The sequence below is a fragment of the Arthrobacter sp. SX1312 genome, assembly GCF_002929295.1.
In the GTDB taxonomy this organism is placed as follows: domain Bacteria; phylum Actinomycetota; class Actinomycetes; order Actinomycetales; family Micrococcaceae; genus Arthrobacter_D.
Window position 1 is genome coordinate 761,507 of sequence record NZ_PJIM01000001.1, and the last position, 20,742, is coordinate 782,248.

Genomic DNA, 20,742 nt, shown 5'->3' on the forward strand with positions numbered 1-20,742 from the left:
CGGGCCTACGAGCCGTGTGCAGGCATAAAGCGACACAGACAGAATCTGTGGAAGTGGAGAGACATCACGTGGCTGCAGAACAAGGTACGGCGGACATCCTCAGCGGTCTGACCGTTGGCAAACCCGACGGGGACCCCGAGGAGACCGCCGAGTGGATCGAATCCCTCGACGAGCTGATTCGCGTCCAGGGCACCGAACGTGCGCAGTACATCATGCGCTCGCTCCTCCAGCGGGCCGGCGCCCAGTCCGTCGGCGTGCCGATGGTCACGACGACCGACTACGTCAACACGATCCCGGCGGACCAGGAAGCGGAGTTCCCGGGCGACGAGGAGATCGAGCGCAAGTTCCGCGCCTGGATGCGCTGGAACGCGGCCGTGATGGTGCACCGTGCGCAGCGCCCCGAGATCGGCGTCGGCGGTCATATCTCGACGTACGCCGGCGCGGCGACCCTCTACGAGGTGGGCTTCAACCACTTCTTCAGGGGAAAGGACCACCCGGGCGGCGGCGACCAGATCTTCTTCCAGGGACACGCCTCCCCCGGCATGTATGCGCGTGCCTACCTCGAGGGACGCATCACCGAGGAGGACCTCGACGGGTTCCGTCAGGAGAAGTCGAAGGAGGGCCACGCCCTCTCCTCCTACCCGCATCCCCGCCTGATGCCGCACTTCTGGGAATTCCCGACCGTGTCGATGGGCATCGGCCCCATGAACGCCATCTACCAGGCGCAGTCGAACCGCTACCTGCACAACCGCGGCCTGAAGGACACCTCGGAGCAGCAGGTCTGGGCGTTCCTCGGCGACGGCGAGATGGACGAGCCCGAATCGCGCGGCCTGCTCCAGCTCGCCGCGAACGAGAACCTGGACAACCTCAACTTCGTGATCAACTGCAACCTGCAGCGCCTCGACGGGCCGGTCCGCGGCAACGGCAAGATCATGCAGGAGCTCGAGGCCTTCTTCCGCGGCGCGGGCTGGAATGTCATCAAGGTGGTCTGGGGCCGCGAGTGGGACTCGCTGCTCGCCAAGGACCACGAGGGCGCGCTGGTGGACATCATGAACCAGACGCCCGACGGCGACTACCAGACCTACAAGGCCGAGTCCGGCGGCTTCGTCCGTGACCACTTCTTCGGCAAGTCGCCCGAGACCAAGGCCATGGTCGAGGACCTCACCGACGCCGAGATCTGGAACCTCAAGCGCGGCGGCCACGACTACCGCAAGGTGTACGCGGCGTACAAGGCCGCCACCGAGTTCAAGGGCAAGCCGACGGTGATCCTGGCGAAGACGGTCAAGGGCTACGGCCTGGGCCCGCACTTCGAGGGCCGCAACGCGACCCACCAGATGAAGAAGCTCACCAACGCCGACCTGAAGGCGTTCCGCGACCACCTGCGGATCCCGGTCACCGACGAGCAGATCGACGACGACCTCTACAACGCCCCGTACTACCACCCGGGCGCCGACGCACCCGAGATCAAGTACATGCTCGAGCGCCGCCGTGAGCTCGGCGGCTTCGTCCCCGAGCGCCGGACCAAGCACGCGGACGTCGTGCTGCCCGGCGACAAGGCGTACGAGACCGCCAAGAAGGGGTCCGGGAAGCAGATGGCCGCCACCACCATGGCGTTCGTGCGCATCCTGAAGGACCTCATGCGCGACAAGGAGTTCGGCAAGCGCATCACGCCGATCATCCCCGACGAGGCACGCACCTTCGGCATGGACTCGTTCTTCCCGACGGCCAAGATCTACAACCCCAAGGGCCAGAACTACCTGTCCGTGGACCGCGACCTCGTCCTCGCCTACAAGGAGTCCATCCAGGGCCAGATCCTCCACGCCGGCATCAACGAGGCGGGATCCATGGCAGCCTTCACGGCCGCTGGCACCGCCTACGCCACCCAGGGCGAACCGCTGATCCCGATCTACGTCTTCTACTCGATGTTCGGTTTCCAGCGCACCGGCGACTCCATCTGGGCCGCAGCCGACCAGATGGCGCGGGGATTCATCATCGGGGCGACCGCCGGACGCACCACGCTGACCGGTGAGGGCCTCCAGCACGCCGACGGCCACTCGCCGATCCTCGCCTCGACGAACCCCGCCGTCATCACGTACGACCCGGCGTTCGGCTACGAGATCGGGCACATCGTCCGCGACGGGCTCAACCGGATGTACGGGGACATCGGCGACAAGCCGGAATCCTTCCGCAACGTCATGTACTACATCACGGTGTACAACGAGCCGTTCCAGCAGCCCGGCGAGCCGGAGGAACTGGACGTCGAGGGCCTGCTCAAGGGCATCTACCTCCTGAAGCCCGCGAAGGTCGACGGACCGAGGACCCAGCTCCTCGCCTCCGGTGTCGCCGTTCCGTGGGCCCTCGAGGCGCAGCAGATCCTCGCCGACGAGTGGGGGGTCTCGGCCGACGTCTGGTCCGTGACCTCCTGGAACGAGCTGCGCCGCGACGGCCTGGACGCCGAGGAGGAAGCCTTCCTCAACCCGGGCGCCGAGGCACGCAAGCCGTTCGTCACGCAGCAGCTCGAAGGCGCCACGGGTCCGATCGTCGCGGTCTCCGACTTCATGAAGGCCGTCCCCGACCAGATCCGGCAGTTCCTGCCGAACGAGTTCGCGACCCTCGGAGCCGACGGCTTCGGCTTCTCGGACACCCGCGCGGCGGCACGCCGGTTCTTCAAGATCGACAGCCACTCCGTCGTGGTCCGGGCGCTCGAGATGCTCGCCCGCCGCGGCGAGGTCGACGCCAACGCGCCGAAGGAAGCGATCGAGAAGTACCGGCTGCTCGATGTGAACGCCGGAACCACCGGCAACACGGGCGGCGACGCCTAGGTCCTGGTTCCCCTGGGGGCGACGGCGGGAGCAGTGCCTACTGCGCCCGCCGTCGCGCTTTTTGTAGCCTTCACACAAATGGGAGGCCACGGGCCGGAGACCGTATGCTCGGAGGATGCCGCAGCTTGACGACGTCCCTCCCAGCGTCCCGACGACGGGAGGGGCGACGAACGCGGGCGCCGCTCCCCCGGATCCGGCGACCGTCGAGAAGCTGCGCACCACCATCGGGTCGCTGTCCACCGCGACGCTGCGGCAGCTCGACGCCGACCTGCCGTGGTACCGCGGACTGCGGCCCGACGAGCGCTCCGCGCTCGGGATGGTGGCGCAGAAGGGCATCGCGTCCTTCGTCAACTGGTACCAGAAGCCCGTCTCACCGGCCTGGGTCCTCAGCGACGTCTTCGGCACGGCGCCCACGGAGCTCACCCGCTCCATCAGCCTCCAGAAGGCCCTGCAGCTCATCCGCGTGGTGGTGCAGGTCGTCGAGGACCACGTGCCCTTCCTCGCGCCCGCCGCCGACCAGGGGCCCCTGCGTGAGGCCGTGCTCCGCTACTCGCGCGAGGTCGCCTTCGCCGCGGCCGACGTCTACGCCCGGGCCGCCGAGACCCGCGGATCCTGGGACACGCGGCTCGAAGCGCTCGTGGTGGACGCCATCCTGCGCGGCGAGAGCTCGGACGCCCTCCGCTCCCGGATCGCCGCCGTCGGGTGGAAGTCCCAGGCCCGCATCACGGTGATGGTCGGCAGCGCCCCGCAGGAACCCAACGCCGGCTTCCTCAACGAACTCCGCCGCGTGACCGGTCGGCTGGCCGAGGACGTCCTCGTGGGTATCCAGGGAGAGCGGCTCATCCTCGTGCTGGGCGGTGTCCGCGACGCGGACAAGGCGTATCCGAGGATCAGCGAACTCTTCGGCGACGGCGCCGTCGTGTTCGGCCCCGAGGCGGAATCGCTCGTCGCCGCGAGCAGCTCGGCCCAGGCGGCCTTCGCCGGGCTGACCGCCGCCCGCGCCTGGCCGGGAGCACCCCGGCCCGTCTCCTCCGAGGACCTGTGGCCGGAGCGCGTCATGTCCGGCGACGACACCGCGCGGCGCGCCCTGATCAGGATGATCTACCGCCCGCTCCTCGCGGCCTCGAACGGGCTGGAGCAGACATTGTCCGCCTACCTCAGCCTCGGGCACTCGCTGGAGGCCACCGCGCGGTCCCTCTTCGTGCATGCGAACACCGTCCGGTACCGGCTCCGCCGGGTCTGCGACGTGACCGGCTGGGATCCTCTCGTCCCCCGCGAGGCGTACGTCCTCCAGACGGCGCTGGTCGTCGGCCGCCTCGCTCCACCCCAGGCGGCCGGCCCGGGAGCGGTGCCCGCAACGGGGCGTGCGGCACGTGCCGCACCCGCCGACCAGGGAGCGACGACGGCCGCCCCGCGCGCGGCGTCCTTGTAGACTTCCCACAAAGACCATTAGTGAGCTTGGTTCGGCCGAACACCCGATAATGCTCCGCCCATTTGGAAAGCTGGAAGAGTGCTTGCAATTGCCTGCCCCGGACAGGGCTCACAGACACCGGGCTTCCTGAGCCCCTGGCTCGAGCTCCCGGGAGTCCGCGAGCACCTGGAACAGCTCAGCGACCGTGCCGGCACGGATCTCATCCGTCACGGCACCGTCTCCGACGAGGAGAGCATCAAGGACACCGCCGTCGCCCAGCCGCTGATCGTCGCGGCCGGCCTCGTCACCGCGCGCCTGCTCCTCCAGGACCACCCGCTCACCGCGGCCACCGTGGTCGCAGGGCACTCCGTGGGTGAACTGACCGCCTCGGCCGTCGCGGGAGCGCTCAGCGAGGACGACGCCGTCGCCTTCGTCCGTGTGCGTGCCAATGCCATGGCCCAGGCCGCCGCCGCCCTGCCGACGGGCATGAGCGCCGTCCTGGGCGGCGATCCCGACGAGGTGGCCGCCGTGCTCGCGGACCTCGGGCTCACTGCCGCGAACGCCAACGGAGGCGGGCAGGTCGTCGCCGCCGGGACCTTCGAGCAGCTGGCGGCCCTCGCCGACGCTCCCCCGGCCAAGGCCCGCGTCATCGCCCTGAAGGTCGCCGGGGCCTTCCACACCGCTCACATGGCCCCGGCCGTGACGGCCCTCGAGGTACTGCGCCCCAGCCTCACGCCCAGCGACCCGCTCGCCACCCTCGTGTCCAACTATGACGGCCGGCCGGTCGCCGCCGGGGAGGGCAACCTGGACAGCCTGATCGCGCAGGTGTCGCGCCCGGTGCGCTGGGACCTCTGCATGGAGTCGATGCAGGCGATGGGTGTCACCGGGATGGTCGAGCTGTCGCCCGCGGGCACGCTGACCGGCCTGGCCAAGCGCGGAATGCGCGGTACGGCGGCACTCGCAGTAAAGTCGCCCGAGGACCTCGACGCCGCCCGCAGCTTCATCACGGAGCACTCGCGGACCCCGGACCTGGATCCGTCCCTTACCTCCGAAGGACCTCAGTGAGCATCACCGCCATCAAGCAAGCCCCCCTCCGCGAGCACACCCGCATCCTCGGCGTCGGCGCGTACCGGCCGGAGGTCATCGTCACCAACGAAGACGTGTGCCAGTGGATCGACTCCTCCGACGAGTGGATCCGGCAGCGGACCGGCATCGTCACCAGGCACCGTGCGCCCCGCGATGTCAGCGTCATCGACATGGCGGAGGCCGCCTCCCGTGAGGCGCTGGAAGCCGCGGGGATCGACGCGTCACAGCTCGGCGCCGTCCTCGTCTCGACGGTGACCCACCCCTACGCCACGCCGTCGGCGGCCGCGCAGCTGACCGACCGGCTGGGGGCGACGCCGGCACCGGCGTTCGACATCTCCGCCGCCTGCGCCGGCTACTGCTACGGCATCGCGCAGGGTGACGCCCTGGTGCATGCCGGCACCGCCGAGTACGTCCTCGTGGTGGGCGTCGAGAAGCTCTCCGACTTCATCGACAACGCCGACCGCACCATCTCGTTCCTCCTGGGCGACGGCGCCGGAGCCGTGGTGATCGGCCCCGGCGACACCGCGGGCATCGGCCCCTCCGTGTGGGGATCGGACGGCAGCAAGCACGAGGCCATCCGCATGAACCGATCCCTCATCGACGTGCGCGACTACGCCATCGGTGCCGTCGCCACGGACGCGGAGCGCGAGGCCGACGCCGACCGCCAGAGCCTGTGGCCCACCATGGTCCAGGACGGCCCCACGGTGTTCCGCTGGGCCGTCTGGGAGATGGCCAAGGTCGCCCAGAGAGCCCTCGACGCGGCCGGCGTGACCGCGGACGACCTCGCGGTGTTCCTCCCCCATCAGGCCAACATCCGTATCATCGATGAGATGGTGAAGCAGCTGAAGCTCCCCGAGCACGTCTACGTGGCGCGGGACATCGTGGACGCCGGCAACACCTCGGCAGCCTCGATCCCCCTCGCCATGCACCGCACCCTCAAGGAACAACCGACGCTCAGCGGGAAGCTCGCCCTGCAGATCGGCTTCGGCGCGGGCCTCGTGTTCGGCGCGCAGGTCGTCGTCCTCCCCTAGTTTTCAAGCCCAGACCGCGAGAGTGCGGTTTGACCATCCCCGCCGGTGCACCGGCAAGAACAGAAAAGGAGCCACCATGGCTAGCAACGAAGAAATCCTGTCCGGTCTCGCCGAGATCGTCAACGAGGAGACCGGTCTTGCCCCCGAGTCCGTGGAGATGGACAAGTCCTTCACCGATGACCTGGACATCGACTCCATCTCGATGATGACCATCGTCGTCAACGCCGAGGAGAAGTTCGGCGTGCGCATCCCGGACGAGGAAGTCAAGAACCTGAAGACCGTCGGCGACGCCGTCAACTTCATCTCGGGCGCACAGGCCTAGTTCCTGCGGTTCCGAGCGCTGCGGCCGCTCCCGGCGTCCCCGCCGTGAGCGGCCGTACTCGTAATCCCCCCCGCCCCGGTCGTGCCGGCGCACCTCCCAGCTTCGAAAGAGTGACCATGCCACGCAAAGTCGTCATCACCGGACTCGGTGCCACCACCCCTATCGGCGGGGACGTCCCGACCATGTGGGCCAACTCCCTCAAGGGGGTCTCGGGCGCACGGACCATCGAAGCCGACTGGGTGCAGAGGTACGAGCTGCCGGTCACCTTCGCCGCCCAGATCACGACCCCCGCGTCGGAGGTCCTCACCCGGGTCGAGGCCAAGCGGATGGACCCCTCCACCCAGTTCGCCGTCGTCGCCTCCCGCGAGGCGTGGCGGGACTCGGGCATCGAGGAGGTCGACAAGGATCGCCTGGCCGTCGCCTTCGCCACCGGCATCGGCGGCGTGTGGACGCTGCTCGACGCCTGGGACACGCTGCGTGAGAAGGGCCCCCGGCGGGTCCTACCGATGACCGTGCCCATGCTGATGCCCAACGGTCCCGCGGCAGCCGTCAGCCTCGACCTCGGCGCCCGCGCCGGCGCCCACACCCCGGTGTCCGCCTGCGCCTCCGGCACCGAGGCGCTGCACGTCGGCCTCGACCTGATCCGGTCCGGCAAGGCCGACGTCGTCATGTGCGGTGGCGCGGAGGCCGCGATCCACCCCATGCCGATCGCTGCGTTCGCGGCCATGCAGGCGCTGTCCCGGCGGAACGACGAGCCCGAGCTGGCATCGCGCCCCTACGACACGGACCGTAACGGCTTCGTCATGGGCGAGGGTGCGGGCGCACTCGTCATCGAGGCCGAGGAGCACGCCCTGGCCCGCGGTGCCCGCATCTATGCCGAGCTTGCCGGCACCTCCGTGACCGCGGACGCCTACCACATCACCGCCCCCGATCCCGAAGGCCTGGGCGCGACCCGCGCCCTCAAGGCGGCCCTGTTCGATGCCCGCGCCCAGGCGGAGGACGTCGTCCACGTCAACGCGCACGCCACCTCGACGCCGGTCGGCGACAAGCCCGAGTACACCGCGCTGAAGGCGGCCCTCGGCAGCCACGTGCATGACGTGGCGGTCTCGGCGACGAAGTCGCAGACCGGTCACCTGCTCGGGGCCTCCGGTGCCGTGGAAGCCGTCATGACGGTCCTCGCCATCCACGAGCGCAAGGCCCCCGTGACGATCAACCTCGACAACCAGGACCCCGAGATCCCCCTCGACGTCGTCACCGCCCCGCGCGACCTGCCTCAGGGCGACATCGTCGCCCTGAGCAACTCCTTCGGGTTCGGCGGCCACAACGCCGTCATCGTGGTCCGGAACGTCTGACCCCGGACAGCAGGAAAGGCGCCACCCGCGCGGGTGGCGCCTTTCCCGTGTGTGGGAGCGTATCCGGGCGGTCAGCCCACCTGATGCAGCCAGCGCACGGGGGCACCCTCGGCGGCGTGGCGGAAGGGTTCGAGTTCCTCGTCCCACGACTCCCCGAGTGCGAGGGACAGTTCGTGGTAGACGGCGGCGGGATCGCCGGCTCCCGCCTCGTAGGCGTAGCGGATGCGGTCCTCGGTCACCATGATGTTGCCGTGGACGTCCGTCGTGGCGTGGAAGATCCCGAGCTCGGGCGTGTGCGACCACCGGCCGCCGTCAGCACCGGCGCTCTGCTCCTCGGTGACCTCGTAGCGCAGGTGCGCCCAGCCACGGAGGGCGGAGGCGAGTTGCGCGCCCGCTCCCTGGGGGCCGACCCAGGAGAGCTCCGAGCGCAGCATTCCGGGCGCGGCAGGCTGCGGTGTCCACTCCATGTCGATGCGCTTGTCGAGCACCGAGCCGATCGCCCATTCGACATGGGGGCACAACGCAGTAGGGGCTGAGTGCACGTACAAGACACCGCGCGCCATCACAACAGACATTCCATCCTCCATAGCTGTAGGTACGTCTTCCCCAACGACCTGCAACGGATGATGACAGTGCGATGAACCTGGCAGAGCTTCCCGAGACCCTCCCGCGATACCACGCGGGATCCGCCTGACTCCTGCTCATTCTGCACGAGAGGAGTGAATTTCGCCACTTCGGCGCCCGCGCGCCCATCCCTTGGACAGGGTGCGTCGGGCGCGGCGCCCCCGGGCGTCGGTGCGTCAGGCCCTGGGATGCGCCTGTTCGTAGCTGCGGCGGAGCCGGTCGACGGATACATGCGTGTACAGCTGCGTGGTGGCCAGGCTGGAGTGTCCGAGGATCTCCTGGACGGCACGGAGATCGGCACCGCCGTCGAGCAGATGGGTCGCAGCGCTGTGGCGCAGGGCGTGCGGCCCGCGCGCGGCGGTGTCGCCCAATGCGTCGAGGGTCGTCCTGACCTGGGCTCGCACGGCGCGCGGGTCGATGCGTCCTCCGCGCCGTCCGAGGAAGAGGGCGGGACCGCTCTTCGACGTCACCCACTGCGGCCGTCCGCGGCGGAGCCAGTCGTCGACGGCGTGCGCGGCAGGGACGCCGTAGGGGACGGTGCGCTCCTTCGCTCCCTTGCCGAGCACGACGAGCGTCCGTCGCTCGGTGTCGAGGTCGTCGATGTCGAGACCCACCAGCTCGCCGACCCGGACACCCGTCCCGTACAGCAGCTCGAGCATCGCCCGCAGTTGCAGCTCGTGCGGGTCCCCCGGCCCGGTCCGCTCGGCCGCGTTCGTGAACATCGCGGCGGCCTGCGGCTGGCTGAGGACGGCGGGCAGGCTGCTGGTGCGTTTGGGGGCGCGGAGGCGGAGGGCCGGGTTGGCGGGGATCAGTTCCTCGCGGACCGCCCAGTCCATGAAGGTGCGGACGGATGCGGCGCGCCGGGCGATCGTCGCCCGGGACAGCCCCGCGGTGTCGAGCGCACCGAGCCACGCGCGGAAGTGCCGCAGTTCCAGCTGCACCAGCGTGGTGACGCCCGAGTCCCCCGCGTGCAGCAGGAAGAGTTCGATGTCCTTCAGGTATGCCCGCACGGTGTGCTCCGAGCGGTTGCGCTCCCGCGTCAGGTAGTCCCCGAATCCTTCGACGCCCGCGCGGAGCTCGCCCGCCAGTACCGCACCGCTGTCTGCCATGAAATCCTCCGCTCCCCAGTATCCACGGCATCCCGCGTCCCCTGGGTGCTCCGACCCGGCGGGGCGTCCGCGGTTCCGGCGGCGGCCGGCCGGATCGCCACCGCGACCCGCCTCGGCCCGGCGGTCCGGACCACCACGGCCCCGGGCCGGATCACGGCCGGATGTCTGCCGCGGCCACCGGATCGGGAGGCGCACTGTGGGCGCGTTCCAGCTCCAGCAGTGCGGTCTTGGTCGCGGTCCCCGCGGCATATCCGACCACGGCGCCGGTGCTGCCGACCACCCGGTGGCCCGGCACGATGATCGATACGGGATTGCTGCGCACTGCCGCCCCGATCGCGCGACCCATGCGGGGGTTGCCGAGCCGGGTGGCGAGGTCGCGGTAGCTGCGGGTCTCTCCGTAGGGGATCGCCCTCAGTGCGGCCCAGACCCGTAGCTGGAAGGTCGTGCCGTGGAGTTCGACCGGGGACCCGAAGGCGCGCCGCGACCCTGCGAAGTACTCACCCAGCTCCCGGTCCGCCCGGAGGAGCAGAGCGACGGTAGCGGCGGGAGGTGTGATCGCCCGGTCCTCTGCTGTCGGCGGGGCACCCCGCCCGCCGAGCTGATCAGCGACGACGCGGTGCCCGAGACGCACCGGGTCCGGCGCCGGGGCGTGCCCCGCGTGATAGAGACCGACGATCGCTCCGGCACCGGCGACGATCACCAGGGGCCCCACCTGTGACTGGAGCTCATGGTGCCACCGGTCGGTCCCCGGGTCGGCGGGATGGGTGCTGGTCATGGGAGTCCTCCTGGGGAGTGGGGTCTGGACGGCGGGGTCTCAGCGGCGGTGTCGGCTGCAGCACGCGCCGGTGGGTTCGGCAGTGCGACGGCGTCAGGGTCTCCGGCGGCACCACCCGCCACCGGCCCTGACGGCGAGTCCTGCCAGCTCGAGTCGCGCGAGTCCGCTGATGACCTCCCGCGTGGAGAGACCCGCGACGACGGACAGCCTGTCCACCGTCGTCGGCGCCCGCACAGGGAGGCCGTCCAGCAGCAGCAGGTCCGGGATGGTCAGGCCGTCGTGGTCCAGGACGGGAGCGGCGTCGGCTCGAGCCCGGTCGCCGAGCGGTTCGGCGCCGAGGGGGCCGGCGAGCTCGACGACGTCGGCGGCGTCCGTGACGCATACCGCCGTACCGTCCCTCAGCAGGCGGTGGCACCCTGCGGAGTTCGCCGACTGCACGGAGCCCGGTACCGCTCCGACCGGCCGGCCGAGCCCGGCGGCATGATGGGCCGTGTTGAGTGCCCCCGAGCGCCACCGCGCCTCGACCACGACCATGACCGCGCTGAGCGCCGCGATCAGCCGGTTGCGCTGGAGGAACCGCCAACGCGTCGGGGAGCTGCCGGGCGGGACTTCCGAGACGAGGACCCCCTGGTCGGCGATCGCACGCAGCAGGTCCTCGTTCCCGACCGGATAGTACCGGTCGATACCGCAGGCCAGGATGGCGATCGTGGCCGCGTGGTCCCCACCCCCTGTGGTGGCGAGCGCGGCCCGGTGCGCCTGAGCGTCGATGCCGTAGGCGCCGCCGGAGACGACGGTGTAGCCGCGGGTGGCGAGTCCCGAGGCCAGGTCGGCGGTGACGAAGGAGCCGTAGGCGGTGCTGTCCCGCGACCCGACCAGGGCGGCGAGACGCGCGGACGGCGGCATCTCGTGCCGGCCCCGCACCCAGAGGCACAGCGGTGCCGCCTGCTGCAGGTCGTCCAGCGCCGCCGGCCAGTCGGCGGACTCCGGGACGACGAGGCGTCCGCCGAGCCGGTCCAGGGTCGCCAGATCCCTCTCGGGTGCGAGGTCGCGGAGGCGCGGCGCCCATCGTTCCAGCCCGTCCTCCAGGGGGCGGCGTCCGCCGTGCGGTACGTCCAGGGATTCGCCCAGCCGGCGGTGGACGTCCACACCCACCCCGGTCTCGCGGCGGGCGATGCGCAGGGCATTCCGGGGTCCGACGAGCGACACCAGGGCCAGGCCGACGGTGTCCGAGGGTTCGAACAGTCGTGACAGTGCGGCCCTGGCCAGACGGAGATCCTGCTGCGCCCCACTCACGCGGCACGCTCCTGCAGGCGGAAGCCGAGGGCGGTGACGACGTCGTCCGCGTCCGGACGGGAGCGCCCCCCGAGGTCCGCGATGGTCCACGCCACGCGCAGGACCCTGTCCCACCCGCGCGCACTGACGAGGTTCCGGTCCAGCGCCCGGTCGAGCGAGGCCGTGACGGCCCGCGGCAGCGCCAGTTCACCCCGGAGGATCCGGCCCTGGACCTCCGCGTTGGTCGCGTAGTTCCATCGGAGGAGGCGTTCCCGTTGGGCGGCACGCGCCTCGGCGACCCTGCCGGCGACAGCGGCGGAGGTCTCCGGCGACCGTACGTCCACGTAGTCGGCCATACTCAGACGCTGGACGGCCAACTGCAGGTCGACGCGGTCAAGCAGCGGCCCGGAGAGGCGGTTGAAGTATCTCCGGCGCTGTTGCGCGGTGCACAGGCAGTCGATCCCCTTGCCGTTCGCTAGACCGCAGGGGCAGGGGTTCAGGGCCAGGACGAGCTGGAAGCGGGCGGGGTATGACGCCGTACCGGAGGCCCGGTGCAGGACCAGCCTGCCGCTCTCCAGCGGCTCGCGCAGCGCCTCGAGGACGCGCCTCTCGTATTCCGGCGCCTCGTCGAGGAACAGGATGCCCCGATGCGCCCGGGATGCTGCCCCCGGCCTCGGGATGCCGCTGCCACCCCCGATGATGGAGGCGGGTGTCGCCGTGTGGTGCGGGCTCTCGAAGGGCGGCTTCCGCACGAGCTCGGTGCAGTGCCGCTCGCCCGACAGACTGTGGATCGCCGTCACCTCCATCGCGTGGTCGTCCTCGAGATCCGGGAGGATGCCCGGCAGTCGCTCCGCGAGCATCGTCTTGCCGGCGCCGGGTGGTCCGACCATCAGGAGGTGGTGCGCCCCTGCGGCAGCGATCTCCAGCGCGAACCGGGCCTCGTGCTGGCCCGCGATGTCGGAGAGATCCCGGGTGGGACCGGACCGGACCACCGGCAGGACCGGTTCACTGCGGACGGAGGGTTCGGGAAGCGCGACCCGCGCTGCATCCGCCCCGAAGGCCAGCGCCACCTCGGCGAGCGTGCGGTAGGACCCGACCTCGGCGGCGGGGACCAGAGCCGCCTCCGGCGCGTTCTCCTCCGCGACGACGATGCGATGGTGCCCGGCCTCCACGGCAGCCATCACGGCGGGCAGCACCCCGTGGACCGGCCGGAGCTGCCCGTCCAGTCCCAGTTCGGCGATGAAGACCGTGGACCCGACACCACGGACGTCCCCCGCCGCTGCCAGCGCCGACATGACGATGGCGAGATCGAAGGACGACCCGCGCTTCGGCAAGGATGCGGGGATGAGGTTGACCGTGATCTTCCGGCGGCTGAGCGGCACGCCGGCATTGCGGGCCGCGGCCCTGATCCGGTCCTTGGCCTCGTTGAGCGACGCGTCCGGGAGGCCGAGCAGCACGAACGCAGGCAGGGTCTGCCCGATGTCCGCCTCGACCTCGACGACGTGCCCGTTCATGCCGACCAGGGACACGGCGTAGGTCCGTCCGAGCGCCATCAGATCACGGCCCGCACGTGTTCGATACGCGGCGCTCCCGTGCCGTCGTCGAGCACGCCGACGGCGTCGATGCGGAAGCCGCTGAACCGCAGGTGGTGCGCGCGGGCCCACTGCGAGGCGAGCCGGTAGAGCCTCTCGAGCTTGGTGGCCGTGATGGCCTCGAGGGGCTGCCCGAAGTCGTCCGAGCTGCGCGTCTTGACCTCCACGATCACGAGGGTGGACCCGTCCACCGCCACGAGGTCGATCTCCCCCGCCGGGCATCTCCAGTTCCGGTCGACGATCGTCAGACCGGCCCGCTCCAGGAAGGCGGCGGCTACCGCTTCCCCTCGACGCCCCAATTGATCCTTCGCCACCATGGCTGTCACCTCCGTCCCCAAGGCTCGTCGAGGGAGGGAGTCCCGGAGCTGCGGCAGGCGGCTATGTGGACAACCGGGCGACGCCGTCGCCCTCGGCGGTCGGAACACTGGCGGACGGCCGCGCGTCGGCCTAGCGTGGGGGTGCAGCGGCAGCCGGCCGGCGGCCGCGCCCGACGACGGATGGAGGACACCGTGTCAGAGCAGAGGAACGTCGTGCCCGGTGGGAGCGAAGCGGACCTCCAGGAGCAACGGACCCCGGCCCAGGACGCCGGGGCGGGGACCAGGGCTCCGGCCGGCAGCGGAACGGGAGGCTCGGAGGCCGACCGGCAGGAACAGGACACGCCCCTCGAGGCCGGGGCCACCGCGGACGGCGTGGGGATCGCTGGCGAAGGGACGGGCGGCTCGGAGGCCGACCGCCTGGAGCAGGCCGCCGACGTGCCGCTCGATGCCGAGGACGCCTTCCCGCGCGGAGGCGGGGAGGACGACGGGTCCTGACGCCGTCAGGACCCGCGGCGGGCGTCAGTTGCCCAGCGTGCCGTCCTTGGGCAGGGCGATGTCGTCAGACTTGGCGAGCTCCTCGACGTTGACGTCCTTGAAGGTGATCACCCGGACGTTCTTCACGAAGCGGGCCGAGCGGTACACGTCCCACACCCAGGCGTCCTGCAGCGTCAGGTCGAAGTACACCTCACCGTCGGCCGAGCGCGCCTGGAGGTCCACGTGGTTCGCCAGGTAGAACCGGCGCTCCGTCTCCACGACATAGCTGAACAGCCCCACCACGTCGCGGTACTCGCGGTAGAGCTGGAGCTCCATGTCGGTTTCGTAGTTCTCAAGATCCTCGGCACTCATTCGATCATCATCCTCCACTTTCCATACGGGCTGCGTCGGGCCGCTCCAGGCTTCCCAGACGCCAGGTCCTTCGGTGGTACTCACTCGGCCCGGCCGAGTCGATGGCCGCACGGTGGCTCTCCGTCGCGTAGCCCTTGTTCACGTCCCACCCGAAGTCCGGATGATCGGCGGCGAGGGACACCATCAGGGCATCGCGCTCCACCTTCGCGAGCACGCTGGCCGCCGCGACGCTCAGGCACTTCAGGTCGGCCTTGATCCGCGTGTGCACCGGGGCTGTACAGCCGGCCGGATCCACCTGCTCGACCGCGGCGTACTCGCCGTCGCCCGTCCCGAAGAGCACCCCCTGGGACCGCGCGGACAGCCAGTCGTGGTTGCCGTCGAGGATGACGACGTCGGGGGTCACGGTGTCGAGGACGGAGGCCCATGCCCTGCTCCCGGCCGCGCGCAGCGCGGACATCAGTCCCAGGGCGTCGATCTCGGCCGCCGAGGCATGGCCGACGGCGGACGCGACGGACCAGCGGCGGATGCGGGGCACCAGCGCCTCGCGCTCCGCCGGAGGGAGCAGCTTGCTGTCCCGCACCCCCCGCAGCGGGGCGGGCGCGCCGAGGTCGACGACGACGATGCCCACCGACACGGGTCCGGCGAGGGCCCCCCTGCCCACCTCGTCGCATCCGGCCACGTAGCGGTGACCCGCGGAGGCGAAGGACTTCTCGACGCTCAGGGTCGGGGCGGTGGAGCGCTTCCTGCGCAGGGCCGTCATGGCCCCGAGGGTGAAGGGGTGGGACCAGGGGTGGGCTGCGCGCCGGGCTGGGGATCGGGCACGCCCTCGAACACGTCCGAGGGCGTGGCGAGGAAGCCGAGGCGGCTCAGCGGCCAGGCGATGACCGCGGCCTTGCCCTCGACGTCGTCGATCGCCACGAAGCCCGCGCCGGTCTTGTCCTGGTTGGCCCGCGAGTCGGCGGAGGCGTTGCGGTGATCCCCCATCACCCAGAGCCTGCCGTCGGGTACGACGACGTCGAACGGCAGGTCGGAGGGGTTGGCGCCCGGGTACAGGTAGGGCTCGTCGAGCGGCTCACCGTTGACGGTGAGGCGGCCCTGGGCGTCGCAGCAGACGACGTGGTCGCCCGGCAGCCCGATGACGCGCTTCACCAGGTGCTGCTGGGACTCGTCGGGGGCGAGCCCGATGAAGATGAGCGCTTCCTTGAACCAGCTGACCTGCGCGTCGGCCTGGGCGGGGAGCCAGTTCCCGGTGTCGCTGAAGACGACGATGTCCCCGCGCTGCAGGTCGAAGGGCTGCGGCACCAGCTGGTTGACGAAGATGCGGTCGTCGATCTCCAGGGTCTCCTCCATGGAGCCGGAGGGGATGAAGAACGCGCGGAAGAGGAACGTCTTGATGAGGAACGAGAGCACCAGCGCGATCACGATGATCGTGCCGATCTCCTTCAGCCACGCGCCGAAGCCGCGATCGCGGTCCTTGCCGCCGCGCTGCCGCTCCCGGGGGGCGTCGGGCACGGTACCGTCCGCGGACGGTGCGTCGGGACCGGACGCCGGTGGTGCAGGGGCCTCGGCCCGCGAAGAGGACTTCCTGCGGAAGCTCCGTGCCATGTGAACAGTTTCCTCTGTACTCGTGATGACCGGCGGCCGCCGGTGCGGGGAACGGTTTCCGACGGGCGACCTGGCCACCGGGACGTCAGCCGGACGGTCGGTCGATCGGGCCGGACCGGTCCAGTGGCCAGACTAGCTGAAAGGCCCGCCCGATGATCCGATCCTCGGCGACGAGCCCCCCGCCGGGTGCGCCGAGCAGGGACCGCGAGTCCATCGACGCCGACCGGTGGTCACCGAGGAGCCAGAGCCGCCCCTCGGGGACGACGACGTCGAACCTCGTGGTGCTGGCGGCGTCGCCCTGATGGACGTACGGCTCCTCGAGGGTGTCCCCGTTCACCGTCAGTGATCCGTCCCCGCTGCAGCACACCACGTGGTCCCCGCCGACCCCGATCACGCGCTTGACGTACGTGGTGTCGCTGCCCGCCAGCCCGAGCCATTGCCCCGCGCCGGCGAGGACCTGCTCGGGAAGGCTCCGCGGGTCCGTGATGGGGTCGAAGGACCCGCGGCCGTCGAACACGACGACGTCGCCGCGCCGGAAGTCCGAATCCGCGAGCTTCTCCACGAGCACGCGGTCGCCCTCGGTGAGCAGGGGCTCCATGGACGCGGACGGGATGAAGTAGACGTCCAAGAGGAAGCCGCGCACGAGTCCGGTGACCAGGACGGCGACCAGCACGACGGAGAACACGAAACGCCAGCCCACGGAGCGGGGCCGGCGTTTCGGTTGCCCTCCGGCCGGGGACCGGGGAGCGGGCGTTTCATGCACCAGAGGAGGTTACTTGACCGTCTTGGGGTCGCGCTTCTCCTTGATCTTCGCTGCCTTGCCGCGCAGTTCGCGCATGTAGTACAGCTTGGCGCGGCGCACGTCGCCCTTGGAGACAACTTCGATCCTGTCGAGGACCGGGCTGTGGACGGGGAACGTACGCTCCACGCCGACACCGAAGCTCACCTTGCGGACCGTGAAGGTCTCGCGGATGCCGTCGCCCTGGCGGCCGACGACGAAGCCCTTGAAGATCTGAACACGGGTGTTCTTGCCTTCGATGATGTTGACGTGGACGTTGACGGTGTCGCCGGCGCGGAAGTCGGGGACGTTGTCGCGGAAGGATCCGGCGTCGACTGAGTCGAGAATATGCATGGTCATGCTCCTGGTGGACGCCACAGGTCATCCACGTTGGTCACGGCGGTCAAGGACAGGGCGCACGGCCCGGGCGATACCGCCGAAGTAGGTTTTCCGGCCGATCCGATGATTCGGTGGTCGGTGTGTTGAACTGTTGGCCGCACGCCCCCTGTGGCAGGGTCCGGCCCAGTGGACACAAAGCACGATTATTCCACAGCGCGGACGCCAACCGTTAATGCTGCGGTCTCGTGAGCCTGCCGTCGACGACGTCGAAACCCGCCGCGCGCAGCGCCGTGAGGTCGGCCTTCCCGAGGGCGGCGACATCCACCCGGCCGAGGAGGTCGGGCCGCCGGTCGGCGGTGCGCTGGAACTGCTCGAGCCGCCGCCACTGTGCGATCTTCGCGTGGTTGCCGCTCAGCAGCACCTCGGGGACGTCACGGCCGCGCCAGGACGACGGTTTGGTGTACACGGGGTACTCGAGCAGGCCGTCCGCGTGGGATTCCTCCACGAGGGATTCCGGGTTGCCGACGACGCCGGGGATGAGCCGCGCGACGGCCTCGACCATGGCGAGCACCGCCACTTCCCCGCCGTTGAGGACGTAGTCGCCGAGTGACACGGGCCGGACGTCGAACTCCTCGCGGGCCCAGTCCACCGCGCGTTCGTCGATGCCCTCGTACCGGCCGCACGCGAAGACGAGGTGGTCCACCTCGGCGAGCTCATGGGCCATCGCCTGGTCGAACACGGCGCCGGCCGGGGACGGCACGATGAGGACGGGCCGGGAGCCGGCAGGAGCCTCGGACCGGACCGCTTCGAGCGCCTGCGCCCAGGGTTCGGGCTTCATGACCATGCCGGCGCCTCCGCCGTAGGGGGTGTCGTCGACCGTACGGTGCCTGTCGGTCGTGAACGCGCGCAGGTCGTGGATCCGCACGTCCAATACGCCGTCCTGGCGCGCCTTCCCGATGAGGGACAGGTCGAGAGCGGCGAGGTACTCCGGGAAGATGGAGACGACGTCGATGCGCACTAGTCGCGTGTCCGGCCCGGCGCAGGGTGGGGCGAGTCGGCGGCCGGGTCGCGCGCGACGTCGTCGCCGTCGTCGGGCGCCTGGTTGGAGCCCGGGGTGTTGAGGTCGAAGAGGCCTGTCGGCGGCACGATGGTCAGGAAACCGGCCTCCGGGTCCACCTCGGGCACGATCGACGTGACGAACGGCACCAGCGCTTCGTGGCCGTCGGCGAGTTCGACGACGAGGAGGTCCTGAACCGCCATGGTACGCAGGGCGGTGACCTTGCCCACGGACGTCCCGTCGACACGGGCATCGAGGCCGACGAGCTCGTGCTCGTACCAGGCGTCGTCGTCGTTCTCCTGGGCACCGGCGGTGTCGACGAAGAGCTGGGCGCCGCGCAGGGTCTCGGCCTGGTTCCGGTCCGCCACCTGCTCGAAGCCGACGATCAGGATGTCCTTGTTCCACCGCGCCTTGACGACCGTGAGTTCGGTGACGGCGGCGCCCTCCACGCGGAAGGTCCCGCCCGGCTCGAAGCGGTCCTCGGGGGCGTCGGTGAAGAGCTGCACCGTCACCTCTCCACGGATGCCGTGGGGCTTCCCGATCCTGGCTACGAGTACGTCCATCGTGGTGCTCCTGCTTTGTCTGGCTGATACATGGGTACTACCTGGGTACTGCATGGGTGGACGGAAACGGCCCCACCACCAGGTCCTGGTGGTGGGGCCGTTCAGCATGCTGTATGCCGTGAAGCTCGGGGCCGGTCAGTCCCGGCGGCGGTCGGTGTCGACGACATCGACCCGCACGGGCTCGCCGTCCGCGAGGGCCGACACCACGGTGCGCAGGGCGCGGGCGGTGCGCCCCTGGCGGCCGATCACGCGACCGAGATCCTCCTGGTGCACGCGGACCTCGAGCGTCTCGCCGCGGCGGTTGGTCTTCGCGGAGACCCTGACGTCGTCAGGGTTGTCGACGATGCCGCGGACGAGATGCTCCAGAGCTTCGGCCAGCAAGTTACTCTGCCTCGGTGGCTTCCGCGGCGGCGTCGTCGTTCTTCTTCGCCTTCGGGGTGATGGCCTCGGGGACGATCACGGAGCCCTTCTCGGGGGCGACGAACGCCTCCTTGGCGGCCTTGGTCCTCAGGGTGCCTTCCTGGCCCTTGAGTCCCTTGAACTTCTGCCAGTCACCGGTGATCTTGAGCAGGACGGAGACCTGCTCGGTGGGCTGCGCGCCGACACCGAGCCAGTACTGCGCACGCTCGGAGTTGATCTCGATGAACGAGGGCTCCTCGGTGGGGTTGTACTTGCCGATCTCTTCGAGGGCACGGCCATCACGCTTGGAGCGTGAGTCCATGACGACGACGCGGTAGAACGGTGCGCGGATCTTGCCCATGCGCTTGAGGCGAATCTTTACGGCCACTTGTGTGGTCACTCCTTGTAAATGAAAAGGGGCGAACCCGTCATCCTGCTCCCGTGGGGCGGGCCATTCATGAGGGTTCAAAGGACACAATGCACGCGCAGAGAGAGGGGCTGCACGGATCGAGTACGGAACCATTGTGCCAGACGGCCGTTCTTTAGGCGATTCCGCCCGGCGCGGCGTCGACGGCGACCCTCAGCCGGTTCCGCCAGGGGTCCTCGAAACGCAGTTCGGCCCCCGTGTGGTGGTTCGCGACGCCCGCATGGGCCAGGCGGTCCGCCAGTGCCCCGACCTCGTCCTCCGACGGTACCCGGATGAGGACCTCCCCGAGGCCGAGGGTGTCCTTCCGCGGACCTGCGCCCCGGCTGTTCCAGACGTTCATCGCCATGTGGTGGTGGTACCCGCCGGCGGAGACGAACAGGGCCTGGTCGTGCCATCCCGCCGTGCGCTCGAAACCGAGGACGTCCACGTAGAAGTTCTGGGCCGTCCCGACGTCACCGACTTGCAGGTGGACGTGGCCCACGCCGGCCGCCCTGGACTCCGCCTGTGACACGGCGTCCTCGGTGAGGTGCCGCTCGATGTAGTCCCGCGGGGGCAGGGGGAGGTTGTCCATCACCACCGAGCGGGTGCCGCGCCCGTCGCTCGTCCAGTTCCAGCTGTCCCTGGGCCGGTCGACGTACAGTTCGATGCCGTTCCCCTCGGGGTCGGTGAAGTAGAACGCCTCGCTCACGAGGTGGTCTGCGCTGCCCACGTACGCACTGAGGGGATGCCGCGCGGCAGAAGCGACGGCGGCGGCCAGGTCCGCGCGGTCCGCGAAGAGGAGGGCGGTGTGGAAGAGGCCGGCGTCCCCGCGCTGGGGCAGGTGCAGGTGAGGGGCCGATTCGAGGCGGAGGACGGCGCTCCCCCGCCGCCCGAGGACGACGGCGTCCGTCCCGTCATCGATCACCTCCAGGCGCAGCGCGGCCGTGTAGTAGCGGGCCAGTCCGGCCAGGTCGCCGACCTTGAGCGTCAGCGGTCCCATGGCGGTGTCGGTGGGCAGCAGGTCCTGCACGGGCAT

General features: G+C 70.3%; 23 protein-coding genes. 7 read left to right on the top strand and 16 right to left on the bottom strand.

What is annotated here, in order from left to right:
* The first annotated feature begins 68 nt into the window (after window positions 1–68).
* From aceE to fabF, 6 genes are all read left to right on the top strand, one after another.
* Complete coding sequence (aceE, locus tag CXQ92_RS03685) at window positions 69–2,822, top strand: pyruvate dehydrogenase (acetyl-transferring), homodimeric type (RefSeq protein ID WP_104165358.1); 2,754 nt, start codon at window positions 69–71, stop codon at window positions 2,820–2,822.
* 115 nt (window positions 2,823–2,937) lie between these two features.
* Window positions 2,938–4,254: a CdaR family transcriptional regulator gene (locus tag CXQ92_RS03690; RefSeq protein WP_104165359.1), complete on the top strand. Its 1,317-nt coding sequence runs from the start codon at window positions 2,938–2,940 to the stop codon at window positions 4,252–4,254.
* 78 nt (window positions 4,255–4,332) lie between these two features.
* Window positions 4,333–5,298, top strand: a complete 966-nt coding sequence (locus tag CXQ92_RS03695; RefSeq protein ID WP_104165361.1) for an ACP S-malonyltransferase — start codon at window positions 4,333–4,335, stop codon at window positions 5,296–5,298.
* The gene (locus CXQ92_RS03700; protein ID WP_104165363.1) at window positions 5,295–6,350 is read left to right on the top strand and encodes a beta-ketoacyl-ACP synthase III; all 1,056 of its coding nucleotides are present in this window, start codon (window positions 5,295–5,297) and stop codon (window positions 6,348–6,350) included. Before CXQ92_RS03695 ends, CXQ92_RS03700 begins: the two co-directional genes overlap by 4 nt.
* A 76-nt stretch (window positions 6,351–6,426) precedes the next feature.
* Window positions 6,427–6,672, top strand: a complete 246-nt coding sequence (locus CXQ92_RS03705) for an acyl carrier protein (RefSeq protein WP_104118510.1) — start codon at window positions 6,427–6,429, stop codon at window positions 6,670–6,672.
* Between the two features lie 116 nt (window positions 6,673–6,788).
* Complete coding sequence (fabF, locus tag CXQ92_RS03710; RefSeq protein WP_104165365.1) at window positions 6,789–8,024, top strand: beta-ketoacyl-ACP synthase II; 1,236 nt, start codon at window positions 6,789–6,791, stop codon at window positions 8,022–8,024.
* Between the two features lie 71 nt (window positions 8,025–8,095).
* Here fabF and CXQ92_RS03715 read toward each other — a convergent pair whose 3' ends face one another.
* From CXQ92_RS03715 to CXQ92_RS03740, 6 genes are all read right to left on the bottom strand, one after another.
* Entirely contained in the window at window positions 8,096–8,599 is a 504-nt protein-coding gene (locus CXQ92_RS03715; protein WP_104165366.1) for a DUF3145 domain-containing protein, read from the bottom strand.
* Window positions 8,600–8,824: 225 nt separating this feature from the next.
* A complete protein-coding gene (locus CXQ92_RS03720) occupies window positions 8,825–9,757 on the bottom strand; it encodes a tyrosine recombinase XerC (RefSeq protein WP_104165368.1) in 933 nt (310 codons plus the stop codon).
* A gap of 151 nt (window positions 9,758–9,908) precedes the next feature.
* Window positions 9,909–10,532, bottom strand: coding sequence for a methylated-DNA--[protein]-cysteine S-methyltransferase (locus CXQ92_RS03725; RefSeq protein ID WP_104165370.1), 624 nt, complete (start codon window positions 10,530–10,532; stop codon window positions 9,909–9,911).
* 93 nt (window positions 10,533–10,625) lie between these two features.
* On the bottom strand, window positions 10,626–11,825 hold the full coding sequence (dprA, locus tag CXQ92_RS03730; protein WP_104165371.1) for a DNA-processing protein DprA: 1,200 nt from the start codon (window positions 11,823–11,825) through the stop codon (window positions 10,626–10,628).
* On the bottom strand, window positions 11,822–13,357 hold the full coding sequence (locus CXQ92_RS03735) for a YifB family Mg chelatase-like AAA ATPase (protein ID WP_104165373.1): 1,536 nt from the start codon (window positions 13,355–13,357) through the stop codon (window positions 11,822–11,824). The genes dprA and CXQ92_RS03735 overlap by 4 nt, the downstream gene beginning before the upstream one ends.
* The gene (locus CXQ92_RS03740; RefSeq protein ID WP_181033540.1) at window positions 13,357–13,722 is read right to left on the bottom strand and encodes a YraN family protein; all 366 of its coding nucleotides are present in this window, start codon (window positions 13,720–13,722) and stop codon (window positions 13,357–13,359) included. The genes CXQ92_RS03735 and CXQ92_RS03740 overlap by 1 nt, the downstream gene beginning before the upstream one ends.
* A 183-nt stretch (window positions 13,723–13,905) precedes the next feature.
* On the opposite strand from CXQ92_RS03740, the gene CXQ92_RS03745 reads away from it, so the two are divergent.
* The gene (locus CXQ92_RS03745; protein WP_146067372.1) at window positions 13,906–14,208 is read left to right on the top strand and encodes a hypothetical protein; all 303 of its coding nucleotides are present in this window, start codon (window positions 13,906–13,908) and stop codon (window positions 14,206–14,208) included.
* A gap of 24 nt (window positions 14,209–14,232) precedes the next feature.
* On the opposite strand, the gene CXQ92_RS03750 is transcribed toward CXQ92_RS03745, so the two are convergent.
* From CXQ92_RS03750 to CXQ92_RS03795, 10 genes are all read right to left on the bottom strand, one after another.
* Window positions 14,233–14,559 (bottom strand): DUF2469 domain-containing protein, encoded by a 327-nt coding sequence (locus CXQ92_RS03750; RefSeq protein WP_043445771.1) that lies wholly within the window; start codon window positions 14,557–14,559, stop codon window positions 14,233–14,235.
* Between the two features lie 7 nt (window positions 14,560–14,566).
* Window positions 14,567–15,319, bottom strand: coding sequence for a ribonuclease HII (locus tag CXQ92_RS03755; protein ID WP_104165379.1), 753 nt, complete (start codon window positions 15,317–15,319; stop codon window positions 14,567–14,569).
* Window positions 15,316–16,164, bottom strand: a complete 849-nt coding sequence (gene lepB, locus CXQ92_RS03760) for a signal peptidase I (protein ID WP_104165381.1) — start codon at window positions 16,162–16,164, stop codon at window positions 15,316–15,318. Before lepB (CXQ92_RS03760) ends, CXQ92_RS03755 begins: the two co-directional genes overlap by 4 nt.
* An 85-nt stretch (window positions 16,165–16,249) precedes the next feature.
* Window positions 16,250–16,927, bottom strand: a complete 678-nt coding sequence (gene lepB, locus CXQ92_RS03765) for a signal peptidase I (RefSeq protein WP_104165382.1) — start codon at window positions 16,925–16,927, stop codon at window positions 16,250–16,252.
* Between the two features lie 9 nt (window positions 16,928–16,936).
* Window positions 16,937–17,296, bottom strand: coding sequence for a 50S ribosomal protein L19 (gene rplS / locus CXQ92_RS03770; protein WP_104166690.1), 360 nt, complete (start codon window positions 17,294–17,296; stop codon window positions 16,937–16,939).
* 214 nt (window positions 17,297–17,510) lie between these two features.
* On the bottom strand, window positions 17,511–18,299 hold the full coding sequence (trmD, locus tag CXQ92_RS03775) for a tRNA (guanosine(37)-N1)-methyltransferase TrmD (RefSeq protein WP_104165384.1): 789 nt from the start codon (window positions 18,297–18,299) through the stop codon (window positions 17,511–17,513).
* Entirely contained in the window at window positions 18,299–18,901 is a 603-nt protein-coding gene (gene rimM, locus CXQ92_RS03780) for a ribosome maturation factor RimM (RefSeq protein ID WP_104165386.1), read from the bottom strand. Before rimM ends, trmD begins: the two co-directional genes overlap by 1 nt.
* A gap of 135 nt (window positions 18,902–19,036) precedes the next feature.
* Window positions 19,037–19,282: an RNA-binding protein gene (locus tag CXQ92_RS03785; protein WP_104119805.1), complete on the bottom strand. Its 246-nt coding sequence runs from the start codon at window positions 19,280–19,282 to the stop codon at window positions 19,037–19,039.
* 1 nt (window position 19,283) lies between these two features.
* Window positions 19,284–19,688 carry a 30S ribosomal protein S16 gene (rpsP, locus tag CXQ92_RS03790; protein ID WP_104165388.1) on the bottom strand — a complete coding sequence of 135 codons (405 nt, stop codon included), beginning with the start codon at window positions 19,686–19,688 and terminating at the stop codon, window positions 19,284–19,286.
* Between the two features lie 154 nt (window positions 19,689–19,842).
* Entirely contained in the window at window positions 19,843–20,742 is a 900-nt protein-coding gene (locus CXQ92_RS03795) for a VOC family protein (RefSeq protein ID WP_104165390.1), read from the bottom strand.